General features: G+C 39.5%; 12 protein-coding genes. 5 read left to right on the forward strand and 7 right to left on the reverse strand.

All coding sequences use genetic code 11. The features are described from left to right. Nucleotides 1-59 precede the first annotated feature (59 nt). Together AC27HL_RS16005 and AC27HL_RS16010 are read right to left on the reverse strand one after the other, a co-directional pair. On the reverse strand, nt 60-1,211 hold the full coding sequence (locus tag AC27HL_RS16005) for an alpha/beta hydrolase-fold protein (protein ID WP_487082051.1): 1,152 nt from the start codon (nt 1,209-1,211) through the stop codon (nt 60-62). A gap of 281 nt (nt 1,212-1,492) precedes the next feature. Continuing rightward, entirely contained in the window at nt 1,493-2,644 is a 1,152-nt protein-coding gene (locus AC27HL_RS16010; RefSeq protein WP_487082052.1) for an iron-containing alcohol dehydrogenase, read from the reverse strand. A 164-nt stretch (nt 2,645-2,808) separates the two neighbouring features. Here AC27HL_RS16010 and AC27HL_RS16015 point away from each other — a divergent pair, with 164 nt between their 5' ends. After that, the gene (locus AC27HL_RS16015) at nt 2,809-3,714 is read left to right on the forward strand and encodes an AraC family transcriptional regulator (RefSeq protein WP_487082053.1); all 906 of its coding nucleotides are present in this window, start codon (nt 2,809-2,811) and stop codon (nt 3,712-3,714) included. On the opposite strand, the gene AC27HL_RS16020 is transcribed toward AC27HL_RS16015, so the two are convergent. The 3 genes from AC27HL_RS16020 to AC27HL_RS16030 form a co-directional block, all read right to left on the reverse strand. Next, nucleotides 3,681-5,237, reverse strand: coding sequence for a winged helix-turn-helix domain-containing protein (locus AC27HL_RS16020; protein ID WP_487082054.1), 1,557 nt, complete (start codon nt 5,235-5,237; stop codon nt 3,681-3,683). The genes AC27HL_RS16015 and AC27HL_RS16020 overlap by 34 nt on opposite strands. Nucleotides 5,238-5,380: 143 nt before the next feature. After that, nucleotides 5,381-7,054, reverse strand: coding sequence for an alpha-amylase family glycosyl hydrolase (locus tag AC27HL_RS16025; RefSeq protein WP_487082055.1), 1,674 nt, complete (start codon nt 7,052-7,054; stop codon nt 5,381-5,383). 255 nt (nt 7,055-7,309) lie between these two features. Further along, nucleotides 7,310-7,768 (reverse strand): HPP family protein, encoded by a 459-nt coding sequence (locus tag AC27HL_RS16030; RefSeq protein WP_487082056.1) that lies wholly within the window; start codon nt 7,766-7,768, stop codon nt 7,310-7,312. Between the two features lie 110 nt (nt 7,769-7,878). Between AC27HL_RS16030 and AC27HL_RS16035 the strand changes: the two genes are divergently transcribed. Further along, nucleotides 7,879-8,430, forward strand: coding sequence for a TetR/AcrR family transcriptional regulator (locus AC27HL_RS16035; protein ID WP_487082057.1), 552 nt, complete (start codon nt 7,879-7,881; stop codon nt 8,428-8,430). Nucleotides 8,431-8,493: 63 nt separating this feature from the next. After that, a complete protein-coding gene (locus tag AC27HL_RS16040; RefSeq protein WP_487082058.1) occupies nt 8,494-9,162 on the forward strand; it encodes an alpha/beta hydrolase in 669 nt (222 codons plus the stop codon). Between the two features lie 83 nt (nt 9,163-9,245). Here AC27HL_RS16040 and AC27HL_RS16045 read toward each other — a convergent pair whose 3' ends face one another. Both AC27HL_RS16045 and AC27HL_RS16050 read right to left on the reverse strand, forming a co-directional pair. After that, on the reverse strand, nt 9,246-12,623 hold the full coding sequence (locus tag AC27HL_RS16045) for a hypothetical protein (protein ID WP_487082059.1): 3,378 nt from the start codon (nt 12,621-12,623) through the stop codon (nt 9,246-9,248). 504 nt (nt 12,624-13,127) lie between these two features. Further along, entirely contained in the window at nt 13,128-13,859 is a 732-nt protein-coding gene (locus AC27HL_RS16050) for a glucose 1-dehydrogenase (protein ID WP_487082060.1), read from the reverse strand. Nucleotides 13,860-14,110: 251 nt separating this feature from the next. Here AC27HL_RS16050 and AC27HL_RS16055 point away from each other — a divergent pair, with 251 nt between their 5' ends. After that, nucleotides 14,111-14,572: a c-type cytochrome biogenesis protein CcmI/CycH gene (locus AC27HL_RS16055; RefSeq protein ID WP_487082061.1), complete on the forward strand. Its 462-nt coding sequence runs from the start codon at nt 14,111-14,113 to the stop codon at nt 14,570-14,572. A 186-nt stretch (nt 14,573-14,758) separates the two neighbouring features. After that, complete coding sequence (locus tag AC27HL_RS16060; protein ID WP_487082062.1) at nt 14,759-16,105, forward strand: TolC family protein; 1,347 nt, start codon at nt 14,759-14,761, stop codon at nt 16,103-16,105.

Below are 16,105 nucleotides of genomic sequence, written 5' to 3' on the forward strand. Positions count from 1 at the left end.
ATAGATAAACAGCCAATTTATCCATAAAAAGTTAAATTGGCTGTTTGTAGTTAGAAAACTTATAGTGCTGAATTCTTTAATTTTGCTTGGTATTGTTTAAGAAATTTTCGATGACGCTTTTTGTGCCAAGTCGACATATTGTCAGCAATTACCACCGCCTCATTTTGATACTTTACTGCCAACGAGTAATTACCAAGCTGAGCATATGCTTTTGCTAAATTATGATGGCTATATGCATCGTCGGCATACATTTCTATACGTTTTTGAAAAACGGCTATGCCTTTTTCTTGCTGATAGTTGAGCAAATAAAACCCTAAATTATCAATAGAGTTTTTTGGAGAAACCTTAAAGCCGTATTTTTGCTTAGAAAGATAATCAAAATGCGCAATAATTGCCGATACACCTTGCTGAGATATTGCTGATGTTGGTGCAAGCCCTTGATGAATATCGTCAAATATTTTTTCAATGGCGAAAATAGTTGCAAGAGGGGGAAGTGACATAAAATAGTGGTCAGTAAAATGTTTATAGTGCCACTCTAATAGCGAAGGAGCCGAGCTTTGAATGATTTTTCTTAAGTTTCGGTAAGCGGCAACTTGGTGCTCTTCTTTAATATTTGTTCCGTGACTAAATAGCAAAAAACGCGGTTTATCATTTAGGTTGCTCAATTTCTTGTTAGCGGTTGAAAGAATCGCAGCATAGTCATCTTTGATTTCAGGGCTGGTGGCAATATAAGCGTTCGCCATATGAGGTTTGTTGAGTAAGCCAGACAATACTATGGTTGCATTTGTTCTAAAGCCACTCATAATCCTATATCCGTTAGTACGGTATTTCTTATCAATGGTGGTAAATAGTTGTTGGTCAAAAAAATCCAATAGCGGTGTAGTTTTACCTGTTTCATCGAATAATATGCCAACACGGTTGCCTGGGGTTGGTGTAACAATAATGGTTTGTAGCCATGGCCATTCACCATTGTGGCTCATCCATTGGTGCATGCCATCTAAATAGGAGATCGCGTTAGGATGAAAATCAAACATTATGGGATAAGATTTATCTAGGTTTTTCGCATAGCCTGCAGGCAGAGTTACATTAAACTTTAAAGGTTGTGAGAATTCTGGGTGTGTTATTTCTATGACTTCAAGTGTACTTGCGGCAGTTGTAATTGAGCTAAATATATACAGTAATAGCAAGCTGAGCTTTACAAGTGGTTTCATTATTATCCCTAATATTAAATTACCTAAATGCCTGTCAGTTTGCTTTAAGTAAACTGAACATTCAATATTTTGATTTTTATAATAGTTTTACAGTAAATCAAAGAATCCTCTTGAATGTATACTTAGTGATGCTTTATTGAATACTTTGTAAATGAAATAGCTAGTGTTTTAGTTTTTCTGAACACACTTGTTAATGATGAATGTTGAAGAAAGTAGTGTTATGAAAAAGCCAAGTGAGTATGGGTAGCTATACTCACTTGGCTGACCAACATTGTTGAGCTTTATTCGCTAATCGCAAGTTCTAATATTTCACGACTTTGCGTTAAGGTGATCGCTTGATGCTCGCCAAGCTTAACCATGTTATGTGATTCTAGTTGAGCAAGTACGTCGTTGATTGCTTTTGCCTTATCTTCGCCATGTTCTGTAAGCTGTGTAGTAACGTTGAGGCTGTGGTAAAACTGCTCAATAGCAACAATAGTGCGCTCAGCCATGTCGTCGCCAGCAGCTAAAGCAAAAACATTTTTCCCAAGCTGTTCTAGCTTGTCTTTTTTCACTGCCAATTGATTGCGTAAAAGTGAAGGTTGAACTATCGCTAATGAACGGGCGTGATCAACACCATATAAAGCGGTTAACTCATGGCCGATCATATGGGTTGCCCAGTCATGTGGGACGCCAGCGCCAATTAGACCATTTAGCGCTTGGTTTGCTGTCCACATTAAGTTTTCACGCCATTGCAGTGTTTCACGCTGATCATATTGCTCAGCCAATACTATTAAATTCTTCAATAACGCTTCGGCATAACCGTCTTGAACCATAGCGCCAGTAGGTAGTGTTAGATACTGCTCACAAATATGTACCCAAGCGTCTACTAGGCCATTAACTAATTGACGTTCTGGTAGTGTTTTCATGGCATCAGCATCTAATACCGCAAACTTTGGTTGTACCGCAGGTGAAAAGAATGGCAGTTTGTCTTGCGTTTCGGCGCGGGTAATGACTGATGCGGCATTCGATTCGGAGCCTGTTGCTGGTAGGGTAAGCACAGCGCCAATGGCTACTGCTTCTGTTACGGTATGCTTGCCTAATAATATGTCCCAACCGGCGCCATCATAGCATGCCGCTGCGGCAACATACTTTGCCCCATCGATGACTGAGCCACCACCAACAGCCAAGATAAAATCAATATTTTCAGCTTTTACTTTGGCAACGGCTTTATCTAATGTTTCCATGGTTGGGTTTGGCTCTACACCAGAAAACTCTGACCAAGCATGGTTTGCTAATGCACTTTCAACTTGTTGGTAAACGCCGTTTTTCTTGATAGAACCGCCACCGTAAATAACTAAAACTTTGCTATTTGCTGGAATGGCATCGCTAATACTGGCTATTTTGCCTTGACCGAAGTGAATTTGTGTTGGGTTAACGTATGAAAAGTCCATGAAATACCTCGTTTTGTGATTGTTTTGTTTTTAACTAATTACATTATGTTTTGCATAATACTCTCGTTATGCTTCGTTAAATAGTGAATTAGTCGATATTTATTGCCTATTCGTGTAAAGTGCTGCGTATGAATATTTGTAAACAAATATAGGAAGGTGAATTTGTGCAGCAACTTGCAAATGCAATGCAGCGTTATGTTGATTTGAAGTCATTAAATAACTTGTCAGGTTCACATCGAACTGTCATTGATGGCGTTAAATTTTATCGTGCTGACCAAGGTAGCTCTCGACAGCCTTTGTTATATCAATCGGGCATCATTGTTTTAGGGCAGGGCCATAAGAACATTTATATTGGTGAAAACTGTGTGCGATATGGTGCAGGCGATTATTTAGTGCTAGGTGTACCTATGCCATTAGAGTGTGAAGCCTTTACTGAGCAAGGCCTACCTTTGTTAGGTCTAGCTATAGATGTAAATTCACACACTTTGCATAAACTGGTTGCGCAAATAAATGAGCAAAATAATAAGTTAGCAATGACAGGTGAACAAGGTACGCCTAAAGAAAAAAATCAGCTGGATTTTGGTGTTAAATCCAATACCTTGGGTGAACAATTGAGTGAGACAATATTGCGTTTATTAACGGTTTTACAAAATGATGTTGAAGCGAAAATACTTGGGCCAGCCATTGTGGAGGAAATTGTTTACCGGGCGTTAATTGGCAAAAATGGTCATATTCTTTTTGATCTTGCCCATCACGATGGTCATTACGCACGTATTGCCCGAGTGTTAGATACTATACATAAGCGATACGCGGAAACAATATCGGTAGAATTCTTGGCAGATCTTGCCCATATGAGTGTTTCAGGTTTTCATAAAGCGTTTCGACAAGTAACCAAAGAAACGCCATTGCAATACTTAAAGAAAATTCGTTTAAACAAGGCCAAAGACTTAATTATTTCCGATGGAAAACAAGCAACAGAAGCAGCTTTGCTTGTTGGTTATACGAGTCCGTCACAGTTTAGCCGAGAGTTCAAACGTCATTTTAATGCAACCCCTAAATCTGTAATTTGAAGCTTGCTGCTGTAATCTTCTAGCATCGAATACAGAAATTCTAGCTTAGTGGTTTTGATATTTTTCTTTGCTTGCTGAAACAACTGTTTAGCCGCTTGATGCTCTCCTTGCTGATAAAGCACATATGAAAGATGTAATGTATTTGAGTTGGTGCCAATAGGGCTTTGTGTTATTTGATTTAGCTTAATGGCATTTTGAAAAGCTTGTGCTGATTCAGTGAGTGAGTTTTTGGCTAAATAATGCAAGCCTTTAGCCTCAGCAATACTGGCTTTTATATACCATTCTGGCGCTGTTCCGATAGCTTTTGATGCATGTTCAAAATACTGTTCAGCTTGTTGCCATGATTTTTGTTGCGAGGCAATGCGGCCTTTAATTAAATAGAGCTCCGCTTTATTTTTCTGGCTAATGTTGTCAATTTTTTCCGTCTGTTTAATCAGTGTTTGTGCTTGTGGGTATTGTTTATTCCACAGGTACAATTTGCTGAGGTAGATGCTGGCAATGACTGAGTTTGGGTTTAAGGCCAAGTAGCTTTCAAAAAAGCTGATGGAAGATTGCCAATCTTTTTCGTAATTTATCATGGCTTGCGCAAATAATGCATCACTGAATTCTTTTGCTGGTTCGTCAGCATTGCGTTGCAGTGGGTGTTGGGTAAATTCGGCAACCTTTTGTGCGAGTTCTGCCAGCGCGGATTTAATGTCGGTATTTAAAATTATCCCTTGTTTTACATCGTTTTTAACATGAAATTTATAGACTAATTTGTAGTCAGAAATATTGCCGTGGAACTCACTTTCAATAATCAGCGTGGCCCCTGTGGTTGTAAATAGCTTGGTGGTTTCTGCAGAGGTAAAATTTCTGCTCAACCCTGCTGTTCGCATAAGTTGCGGAATGCGGATACCGTCATGAATATAAATAGTACTCGGCAGCGCTTTTAGTTTAGCGATAAGTTGTTCCATGCCGCCAAGGTAAACCCAATCATGTTCGCCGTAGGCAATTTTGTCTTTTATCGGTAAGACAATGATGTTTTGCTCGAAAGCAGCTAAGGTGTTTAATTGCGACTCTTCGGTACTTGGGTTGTCATTGCTAAGAGTCAACAAGTGTATTAAAAAGGTCATTAGTATCGCAGTGAATATGATGGCATATATACGCCAGTGTTGCCTGAGCAACGCTAAGATGTTGGGTTGAATATTTTGCTCGCTAAGGTGTTCCTGCAGAGGTGGTTCTGCTGCTATAGCGTTTAGTGTTGCGGTAAAAGCGTAGCCTTTGCGTGGGTGGTTTTGAATAATGTTAGTATCAGAAAATAGCTGGCGAATTTCTCGTATTGATTGAAATATAACTCCCTCATCAACATTAACATCGTCCCAAATTACCTCGAGCAGTTCATTTTTAGAAATAATTTGTCCGCTTCTCTGTGCTAAATACATTAATACTGCCAACGTTTTAGGGCGAATATGATGGCTGACATCAGCATCTGACAATGTACGGGTTTGTAAATTTAAAACATAATGATTAATTTGATAAAGCATTCGACAGCATAAGGTGAATTTTCAGTTATTAATTCAATATTATGCGGACAATCATTATGAATTAATAGCGCAATTTTCTTGTTTAGCTAATGGGCAGCATCAAATACTGCTGATTGATAACTGCCACTTTTATTAAGCCTGTGCTACATCTTCACCTTAGCTTTACCAATAAGTGCGTAGGTAAATTCATTATTAAGTTTTACGCTACCGTTGCGCACGGTCAGTGCTGTATTAGAGTAGTGATCAAATACTTGCTCACCGTCTGCGTATAGCTCGTATACTGAAATTGTTTTAGCACCAATAGGTAAATCTTTTGCCACCAGTACTGACGGGCTACCGCTAAGTTCACGTTTGAAAATATAAGGTGTTTGGTTTAATTGTTTATGAGTACCTGAGCCGACTGCATCAAAGTGTTGTCGAAAACTGCCAAGCTTTTGCCAATGTGCCAATATTGTTTGTGTTTTAGGTGTTTTAATATCTTGCCAATTCATCGGAGTACGCATATTGGCATCACCATAGGCATTTTCTGCATACATAGGTCGAGCGAGTTCATCACCGTAATAAATTTGCACGCCACCAGGGGCAAGCATTAATTTAAAGGCCGTTTCAAAAGGTTGGCTACGTTCGCGGTCGTATGAATTTTGATCATCATGAGAGCCGATGTAACTAAGAACACCTTTGCCGCTAAGTTCATTATTCAACGCTTTTGAGTAGCTTGAGAATGTTTGTTCAATAGGCTTTCCTGCATCGGCAACAAAACCCATATTGATTAAAGCGTCAAAGCCATGCTCAAAAAAGTTTACTTGTTTATCGCCATAGTCGTACGATAAGCCGTCTTTAGCGGTATTTCCATAACCATTTAGTCCCCAGTGATATACTTCACCCACCATATAAAATGGCAAGTCATCTTGCACTTGTTGTGGGTTGTTTTGTTTCCAGGTTTTTAAGGCAAATTCACTTTCTTTTTTCAGTGCAGCCCAAATTTCAGCTTCAACATGTTTTGCAGTGTCCACTCGAAAGCCATCAACGCCGTAGTCGCGTACCCAATCGGTTAGCCATTTTACTATGTAATATTTTGGTGCTCGTGGGTATTTTGTGCGCTCAAAAAAACTATTCAATTCAGCGAGTTCTTGTTTCAGGCGGCCTTCTGTTTGCCATTTTCTGATTAGTTGTGGGGGTAATTCAACCTCAGCTTCTGATTCTGTTTTAATGTCAGTCAGTGAAGTTGCTAACGCACATTGGGTGTTTTCTTGATAATTGTGCCATTGGCAAATAGGTTTGGTTCTGATCCAACTGTCTGGCCAAGCCCAGTCTGCTTGCGTTTTTGGACCGGTATGATTAATGATGACATCAAGCAATACTTTAATACCTTGTTGATGAGCACTGGCAATCATTTGTTTTAAGTCGTTTTCATCACCAAAATTTGCATCAACGGCAGTCCAGTCTTTTGGCCAATAACCATGATATGAATAGGTCAGCCCATCGGAGTCGTCATAACCATGAACTTGTTCAATCAAAGGGGTCATCCAAATGGCGTCAACCCCTAAGCGGTTGAAGTAACCTTGCTCAATTTTCTCTGTGATACCTTTAATATCGCCACCTTCGAAGCCCCGTAATTTTGCGGTTTCTTTTGTACGATTGTAGGCTTGATCGTTGCTTGGGTCAGCGTTGTTAAAACGGTCAGTTAACATGAAATAGACAGTGGCATTTTGCCAAAATAGCGCGGTTTTTGTTTGTGCACCGACCGAAAAACTGCTTAGAAAAAGAGCTAAAACTGATAATGAGGCCAAGACTTTTGCTGTGTGTTGCAATGACATAATGTTCAAAATCCAGAATGATTAAAAGTGTTCTGTTTTTACACTCGATTGCCAAAAAAACTAACTTAAAACTTCTTAATAAATCTTAAATACATGATTTTAAATGTAATTGTTTTAGGTCTTTATTCTTATTGCAAGTAAAAAATAATTCAGTGAAGTAACCAAGTTAGTTGCTATAACACCCTTATATTTATTATTTGAGAATTTAACGGCATTTTTAATGCAACATTTAAATTAAGTAACAGCATAAAGTTGTTACTGAGTTTGGGATAGAAATTTACCTCTAAGTTTTGTCATTAACATTCCACATAGCACAATAACAATTGCACCTAAAAGCACCGGTGTGAGCAAAAAACTCCAGCTTTGCCCTGTGAGCATAATGAGTAGTGGATTCGCCCCTGCTGGTGGGTGAGTTGTTTTGCTCAATAGCATGGCACTGACGCCAAGCCCTGTCGCTAACGCTAATGTTATTGGGGTTACACTAAAATATGTTAGAAAAATTAATCCGATAAAGGCAGTTAATAAATGCCCTAATATTACATTTTTAGGCTGCGCCAATGGGCTATCTGGCACACCAAAAACCAGTACAGCACTTGCACCAAATGGTGCCATGATCCAAATGTGCTGAAGCTGGGCATTATCTAAAAGTGCAAGAATAACGATAGCCAATGCACTGCCAACACCCGCGTATAGCGCAGTAAATATATTGTTCATAGTTAACTTTCACCTCATCATTTTATAAGTAGAACGAGTTGTCTACTTATCTATGGTAGACAGAGTGTTCTACATGTGTCAAGGTATCGATGCATTTAGTGAGGAAAAGCATGAGTGATAAGCAACAATTATTAATAAACACTGCCTTAGATTTATTTTATAAGAATGGCATCAACTCGGTTGGAATAAATGAAGTATTGAAAGTTTCAGGTGTCGCTAAGAAAACACTTTATCGTTATTTTGACAGTAAAGACGCGTTGATCATTGCGACGCTTGAGCAGAGACATACTATTTTTATTACTTGGCTAGAATCATCGGTAGAAAATTCAGTTGATAATAAAGAGTTCATAAAAAAACTATTTAGCGCTTTAACGCAGTGGTTTTATAATCAAGTACCAGCATTGATTGACTTTAGAGGCTGTTATTTTATTAATACTGCAGTAGAATTTACTTGGCAAAATGAAAATATTTTCTGTTTTTGTCAACAACATAAAGAAAATGTACGAATGATGCTTAAAACGCAAATGCCGATTTTTGAGCAATCATTATTTGAATTGATTTGTATGTTGAAAGAAGGGGCGATTACATCGGCTTATATTAGCCAAGATTTAGACGCTGCGGAAAAATGCATTAGTTGGGCATTAGCTTATATAGACGACTAAAACCTCTCTGCTTAGTGATTACTGACCAAGATAAGTATTGAAAATTAAAGTGAAGTAGACAATATGATGAAACTAAAATTAGCGATATTACTAACGGGTATTTATTTATCGTTAAACGGGTGGGCAGGTAACCTATACAGCGAGTTCCCTGAACAAATTGATGCCAATGACCATTACGTATTTTACTCTCATGGTTTAATTGTTGAAGGGGATAATCCAACACCTGTACACGGTCGCTGGGGAAAATATGACTTTCCTGCGGTTAAACAGGCCTTGCAAGATGATGCGTATAACCTTATTGCTTACCACCGAGCAAAAGCTACAAAGCCAAGAGAATTTGCCATTAGGTTAGCGGCTGATATTGATAAGTTAGTTAAACAAGGTGTGCCTTATAAAAATATAACCGTATTAGGCTTTTCACGTGGCGGTGAGATAACGGCGCTGACATCGAACATTGTCGCGTCGAATGACATGAATACTATTATTCTAGCTGCCTGTGCTGGTCTGCTAAAAGCGGATACTAGCATCAAACTTTATGGCAATGTTTATTCTATTTATGAAACCTCAGATGGTGTCGGTTCGTGTCAATTTGTTATCGATAGAAGCCCCAATGTGCAACATTTTTCAGAACTAGCAATTTCTACTGGCCTTGAACATGGTGCATTTTATCAGCCTATTCCACAATGGGTTGAACCGTTGAAAAGTTGGCTGAAAAATACCACGATAAAGTGAGTTAATATAAGCAGAATTATGCAGGTAAATAATAAAAAGGACGCTAATATCAGCGTCCTTTTGTGTATTTAAATCATTAAATACTATGGAAAGGTGATCAGGGTATTGCCTTTAGAAAAGAAAAAGCCACCACCGTTGTCTGCACCTAAATTGCTTTGACAGCGATTAACGTAGCGATTGCCACGGTTGCCTCTATAGCCAACACCCATCCATTTTGATGTTGGGCGGTAACAAATTTCGCGGCTTATGCCATCTTCCCAAGTCACCGTAACAGCATCGCCTGAATTTCCTAGGCTAGTGTCAATAACTTGATAACGTGCATTGCTGAAACCAAAGTTATCTTCAATACTCAAATCACTATTGATTTGACATTGGTTATCAACCACAAAACCCATTACGGTGCGGTTGTTAAAGTGTGTTCTACAAACCGTTAATTCACCCTGCTGAGTTGTTGCTACATAAGGTGTTAACGCTGCTGTAGGAAACACCCAAGCGTTATCTTTAGGAAATTGATAAATATACTGCTGCATAGCGTTATCACTGTTGTGCAACCAGCGGTTACCATTGTCACCAAGTATTTCTGCTTGCTCACAGCGTTGGCCGTCGAAGCTGTAACCTACTGTGTCATTATGTGAACACAGCTGTACTACTTCATCGTTATCGTGAAAGAAGTTAATATTTTCGCCCGGCATACCTGCGTCAGCGCGGATAACTTGATATTCATCGCTATGAAAGTTGTACTGGCCATTTAAACGATTATTAGCACCAACTTCACATTGATTAAGCTCGTTGATTAAACCGTAGTGCGCTTTATCGTTTGCTTCAAAGCGACAAACGGTTTTTTCACCAGTACTGGTGGGTAACTTAAACGTTAATTGTGCTGATGAAGGTGTAACCCAAATGTCGTCGGTTCTTAAGCTATATTCCCACATGACTTTCGGGCTATTACTGTTGTAGCCGAAATACCAATTTTTCCCGTTAGCTTTCATTACGCCACGGTCGTGTTGCATACATTGACCCGCGTAAGTACTAAAACCTACACCAGCAACATTGGCTTCTGTGCGATAACATACTTCAAGCGCTAATGGCTGATCAAACCAGCTACTTTGCTCAACGGTAATTTTAACGGCTGCAATTTTGTGTTTAGCATTTGCATCAACTACTTGGTATTGAGATGAGCCAAAACCTTGTGTATCTTGCCAAACATTATTGGCACCGATACTACACTTGCCATTATCAACATAACCTAAAAGTTGTGTGCCTAAAATGCTCATACGACAAATAGCACTTTCACCATGGTCAAAATTAACCGTTAAAGGTGTAATGTTTGTTGATGGCAATACCCAGCCTTCGTTTTCTGGTAATTGATCTAAGGTGTCACGTGATTGTGTTAGATATTGATTGCCGCTTGAAAACCCCCAACCTTTGCCATTGCTAGCCGTCATATTAGAAACACACTTGCCGCCTCTAATAAAACCAACACCTGTCCAAGGATCGTCATTGCGATAACAAATTTGAAGATGCTCATCAGTTTCAGGCAAAGTGATCATTACTTTATCTTCAACTTGGCTAATGGTATTGCGGTTAAAGGTGAGGAAACTCTCAGAGCTAAAGCCTGCTATACCGTTATAACTGTTTAGTTCACCAATAGTACAGCTGTTGTTTTCAACAAAACCAAGTAACGATGTTGTTGATAAATCTTTTTTCACTGCATGAAAATAACATAAGGTTTTTGCATCACCATTAATGTCGACACTAAACGCGTCACTACTATGGATATTGCCTGTGATGGCACCATCAAACAGAGGTAGTGCGTCAACTAACGCTGCTCGTGCTTGTTCATGCTGTACTTGCTCTGCGGCAAATTTAGCCGGTGTTGGATCAGAAAATACAGAAATGTTAATTGGTAATACTAGTGGCTTAGTGCTGGTTTGATCAAAATAATCAATTTGAGTTAATGGCAGTGAACCGGTATAGGTTCCTACGGTTAATTGTGGGTTATCTTCTAGAGTGACACTAATGCGTAAATTGGCGTCAAACGATTGCTGATGCCTTGTTGAACAACCGGCAGCATCTTCCATTGGTTTCCATTCACAGCCCGGGTAGTGTTTGTCTCCCCATGCTTGCACGATCAGAGTTTCACCATTTTCTGCTGTTACCGGAAAACTAAAGCGGGTTTTACTGCCAACATTTAGTACTGGCGCTGTTGGCCCAACAACGTCAGTCGCAGCATCAACTATAATGCCTGAACTAATATCCTCGCTCATGTCTGGAATGAAAAATGTTGATGTACCTAGTTCTATCACTTCGGTGTCTTGTGTTTGATAGCTTAAATTCGCCATAAACTCTTGATCAGTTAAACGGGCATTAAACAAAATTTTATCGTGACTGGTTTTAGCTATGTCAAACTTGACTTTGTTATCTTCAATACGAGTTTCACTGAGGGCAATTTTAGCATCATCGTAAACAACATTTATCCAGTCGATACCAGTAAATTCTGCATCGGCTTGCTGATACAATGTTAAGCCTTCGGCTTCATCAAAATGCAAAAAGAAATCCATATCGTGGCTAGTCGGTTCATCGCCTGATGCAACACGGTTGACTGTGCCGTTTGCAATAAGCTTTTGCATTTCTGCACGTACCGGATTATCCCAGCCGTATGCCATACCTGAATCATGATTGAAGCCCATGGTGTGGCCATACTCGTGGCTAAATGTGCCGTAATGTGAAGTATAAATATAATCGGTAACGGTAAATGAGCGATCCAAAGTATAGGCTGCTAGTGCTAACCAACTGCTACTGGCCAAGCCTGCGGCTTTATGGGCTTTACGGTAATTTTTTGGAATATCATAGGTGGCTGTTTTATGCCACTTTGATAACGTTGAGCTTTTTGACTCGTCTCGTTCAGACCAAAAATAATTTTGGTAATAGTCATAAGTTTCAGCACGGGCATAAAACTTCATCATATTACGTTGAATATCAGCGTAAACGTCAACCCAAATGTCTTTTTCAACACTTTCATTAAAGCCATTGGCATTCGGTGAAAAAACGCCATAGGGCTCTAAACGGGTTAGTGTGGTTTCTGCTGATAATGAAATGTCGGTTAATGAAACGGTTACCGTTGTACGTGGTTGAATCACTTGCTTTATCGTGACACCTGTACCGTCAATAATAGCGTTCAAGTCGCTAAACAAACGTACCGTGTTATTGTGAATTACCAGTTCACCATTGTTATTTACCGCTAGGGTAATGTCTTTAACATTAGATGGGCCACGCAAATCAGCAAGAATCGCTTCTTCAGCGATAAGACTAAATGGCGTTGCTAATAATGTGGTTGGAGTAAGGTTTGGTGCTGCTATTTTCCGTTCAATAAATTCTGCTTGAACAGGTAAAGCTAATGGTGCAAGTATTGCCGCAGTAATTAATAAACGGCTTAGTTTTTTTTCAGTCCTAATACGCATATGGACATCCTTCTGATAGGTAAAAAAGTGAGTTTGGTTGTTCTGTGGGGGCTTTTTTACTTAACGAACACGACCTTATAGCATTTGCTAAAGTGGTGATCCAGTGACTAACGTTTGTTCGGATGTTTATTGTACAATTGTGTTGTTTTTGCAACATCTATGTTACAGGTGTAACTAAAAAGGTGATTGGGAATATTTGTTAAGCGTAGGATAGGTAGTTGTTATAAAAGATGTTTAATATCTAGTTTCTAACTGAATGGCTGCAGTCGCAAGGTAGCTAAAATATGACATTCTGTTACTACAGCCGATTCTTTAACATTTTAGTCTTGCAATGCCTCCATATCTGCAATGATCTGTTCAATTTTTTTTAACTCGCGAGCGTAAATTGGCTTCATGTCTAATAGACAAATGGCACCGGCAAAATAAGATTGTAAAAAAGGCAATAAATGGCGGGCTACAACTATAGAAAATAGATACACTGCAATGGAATTATTTTTAAATGAGCTACTTGCCACCGGCAATATCGATAAATGTGCCGGTAACATACGAGGCCTCAGCAGATAAAAGCCAAGCAATACTATTGGCGACTTCTTCTGCAGTGCCACCACGTCTTAACGGGATTTGTGGGCTTAAGCGTTGTACTCGGTTTGGTTCTCCGCCGTCGGCATGCATATCGGTATCAATAAAACCTGGGCGCACAGCATTTACGCGAATATTACGCTCTGCTAACTCTAACGATAAACCCTTGGTAAGCGAGTCCATCGCACCTTTAGAAGCGGCATAATCTATATACTCGTTCGGTGCGCCTATTCTTGAGGCTGCGGAAGAAACATTAACAATGGCGCCGCCATTTGGCATTTGTTTTATCGCTTCTCGACAACAAAGAAAACAGCTAGTGACATTGGTGATTAATACTTTGTTAAAACGTTCTACAGATAAATCAGCTAAAGTTGATTGGGTAAATAAAATGCCGGCATTATTGACTAAATGTGTTACAGCGCCGTATTGATCATTGATTGCTTGAAAGAGTTTAATCACCTCGTTTTCTTGTGATACATCAGCAGCAAAAGCGAACGCACTTCCTCCTTGGCGTTTAATATCCGCAACCACTTGTTGTGCGCTCTCGGCTTTAGTGCGGTAATTAACGCAAACTTTGTAACCTTGCATTGCGAGTAATTTTGCCGTGGCAGCACCTATACCTCGCCCAGCGCCTGTCACTAATACAACTTTATTCATTAACTCATCCATTGAAAATATGAAGCGTTAGCGTATGCGAGATTTAAGCTATTTTCTAGCATTAGTTACTTCGTTGAAAATTGGCAAGTTTGAGGTAAGTCACATTTTCTGCAGAAATGTACTTTATTACATGGTATTTCCTTGCGCTTATTGATTAAGCGGTTAAGAATTAGCTAAGAGAAAATTACAATGTGCTGTTAAGTAATAAATTTGCTTGGTGGTAATGTTAGCGATTATTTAAGGTAATGGTGATGAAAAAATATTTGAGTTTTTGTTTACTGCTGTGGTCAATAATTGGCTGGTCAAATATGGCTAATGCACAGGAGCAAACCTCTGATAGACCCGATAGAAAAATTACCGTACAGGTTAATATTTCCCCTGAATTAATGCCAAATGATGCTGACGATTGGGTGCTGTATGTTTATGCTTCTAAACTGGGCGCACGTTTACCGCTAGCGAATTTCAAAGGTAAGTTATCACAGTTACCCAGCAAGATTGAATTGCATCAAAGTATGTATTTATTACCGCATTTAACCTTACAACAAGCGGAAAATGTGGTGATTGTTGCAAAAGCGACTAAAAGTAAAAATCCCCATCAAAAAAGCCCAGACGATATTATAGGTTATTCAATGCCGGTTAATTTCGAAAGCGGGCCACATCAGTCGGTTACTATGATTATTGATCAACACGACAAAGCCCTACCTAAGAAGTAGCTAAGAAGTAGCTAAGAAGTAACTTAGGTATAGCTATGGCTGATTAGCGAGGTTTAATGCAAAACCTTGCTAATCAATAAGTTGACAACAATATAAATTTTAACTCTGTTCTTACCCCTCTTTTTAACCTCGTTTTAACGCCTCACTCGCTACACTTTTGTCATATTTTTAATTATGGGGCGAATTGTGAAGTTTTCACCAGTATTTATTATCTCGCTAAGCTTTTGTTTTATTAGTGCATGTTCAACATTTGAAGATGTAACTTTTGATCAACAAGCAAGCAATCAACTAAGAGATTTAGCGCAAACCAGTATTGACGTTAGCAACGAGCCACAAGCTATTGCCTTATCTGAGTTACTTGCTATTGATGAAGCGAATGCCTTAATTGCTAGTGCCATGGCAAATAACCCGAGCTTACAGCAAACCTTGCTGACCTTAAAAACAGCAGAGCAGCAATTAACGGTTACTTCGTCGTCGCAATGGCCAAATATTTCAGCAGGTTTAAATACCAATAAAACGGAGGCGAGTACGACAAACTACAGCGCCAGTGTTGACGTTGCTTGGACCCTTGATATTTGGCAGCAACTTGCCAACGCTAGCAGTGCTGAGCAAGCAAACGTTGCTGCCAGTGCTTATGCCTATCAAGGCGCGAAAGACTTATTAGCCGCTAATGTTATGCAAGCCTATTTAGGCTTAGTGCAAACTAGCCAGTTAATCGCCATCGAGTCGGCGCGTGTTAAGGCTTATCAAACCAATGAACAAGTGGTCATTGAGCGCTATCGTAAAGGATTAATTGAGTTAAACGAGCTCGATACCGCTAAATCGTCAACACAAAGTAGCCAAGCAACACTGGTTGATTATCAGGCGCAATATCAACAAGCGTTAAGAAATATCGTGCTATTAACCGGCGTGACTGAAAATTCACTCAGTTATCGTAAAGTTTATCCTGAAGTGATGATGCCACTTGATAAGGTTGCAGAGCAAAACTTAGGCCGACGTCCTGATTTACAACAGGCATATCAAAATATAATAGCCAGCCAGTATCAACATAAAGTGGCGTACAAAGCCTTACTACCGAGTTTGTCGTTAACAGCTTCTATTACTAATAGTGACGCTAACTTACATGACGCACTTTTTGGCAGTCATGCTTGGCAATTGCTCGGGCAATTATCAGCGCCAATTTTTAATGCTGGCAAGTTGACCAGTGAAGTAGAAATCGCCAAGTTTTCCGCTGAAAAAAGCTATTGGAATTTCCAAGAAAAGTTACTCTCAGCCGTTAATGAAGTCGATAACGCCGTTGCTCAAGAACAAGCTATTAGCCAACGCTTAGTGCTGACTGAATCAGCGCTAGCGAGCGCTAAGCGTAGCGAGCAAACGTATACCTCACGCTATCGCCAAGGCACAGTGTCGTTAATCGACCTGCTACAAATTCAACAACAAACATTTTCATTACAAGCACAAGTTACGCAATTAACTTACGAGTTATTAAACAACCGCATTACCTTAGGGCTTGCGTTAGGCTTAGGAGTATAG

The sequence above is a fragment of the Colwellia aquaemaris genome (assembly GCF_057548755.1).

What these genes read in the sequence shown, in the direction of transcription:
- AC27HL_RS16005 (WP_487082051.1), bottom strand. Translation starts at nt 1,211, where the DNA reads ATGAAACCACTTGTAAAGCTCAGCTTGCTATTACTGTATATATTTAGC.
- AC27HL_RS16010 (WP_487082052.1), bottom strand. Translation starts at nt 2,644, where the DNA reads ATGGACTTTTCATACGTTAACCCAACACAAATTCACTTCGGTCAAGGC.
- AC27HL_RS16020 (WP_487082054.1), bottom strand. Translation starts at nt 5,237, where the DNA reads ATGCTTTATCAAATTAATCATTATGTTTTAAATTTACAAACCCGTACA.
- AC27HL_RS16025 (WP_487082055.1), bottom strand. Translation starts at nt 7,054, where the DNA reads ATGTCATTGCAACACACAGCAAAAGTCTTGGCCTCATTATCAGTTTTA.
- AC27HL_RS16030 (WP_487082056.1), bottom strand. Translation starts at nt 7,768, where the DNA reads ATGAACAATATATTTACTGCGCTATACGCGGGTGTTGGCAGTGCATTG.
- AC27HL_RS16035 (WP_487082057.1), top strand. Translation starts at nt 7,879, where the DNA reads ATGAGTGATAAGCAACAATTATTAATAAACACTGCCTTAGATTTATTT.
- AC27HL_RS16040 (WP_487082058.1), top strand. Translation starts at nt 8,494, where the DNA reads ATGATGAAACTAAAATTAGCGATATTACTAACGGGTATTTATTTATCG.
- AC27HL_RS16045 (WP_487082059.1), bottom strand. Translation starts at nt 12,623, where the DNA reads ATGCGTATTAGGACTGAAAAAAAACTAAGCCGTTTATTAATTACTGCG.
- AC27HL_RS16050 (WP_487082060.1), bottom strand. Translation starts at nt 13,859, where the DNA reads ATGAATAAAGTTGTATTAGTGACAGGCGCTGGGCGAGGTATAGGTGCT.
- AC27HL_RS16055 (WP_487082061.1), top strand. Translation starts at nt 14,111, where the DNA reads ATGAAAAAATATTTGAGTTTTTGTTTACTGCTGTGGTCAATAATTGGC.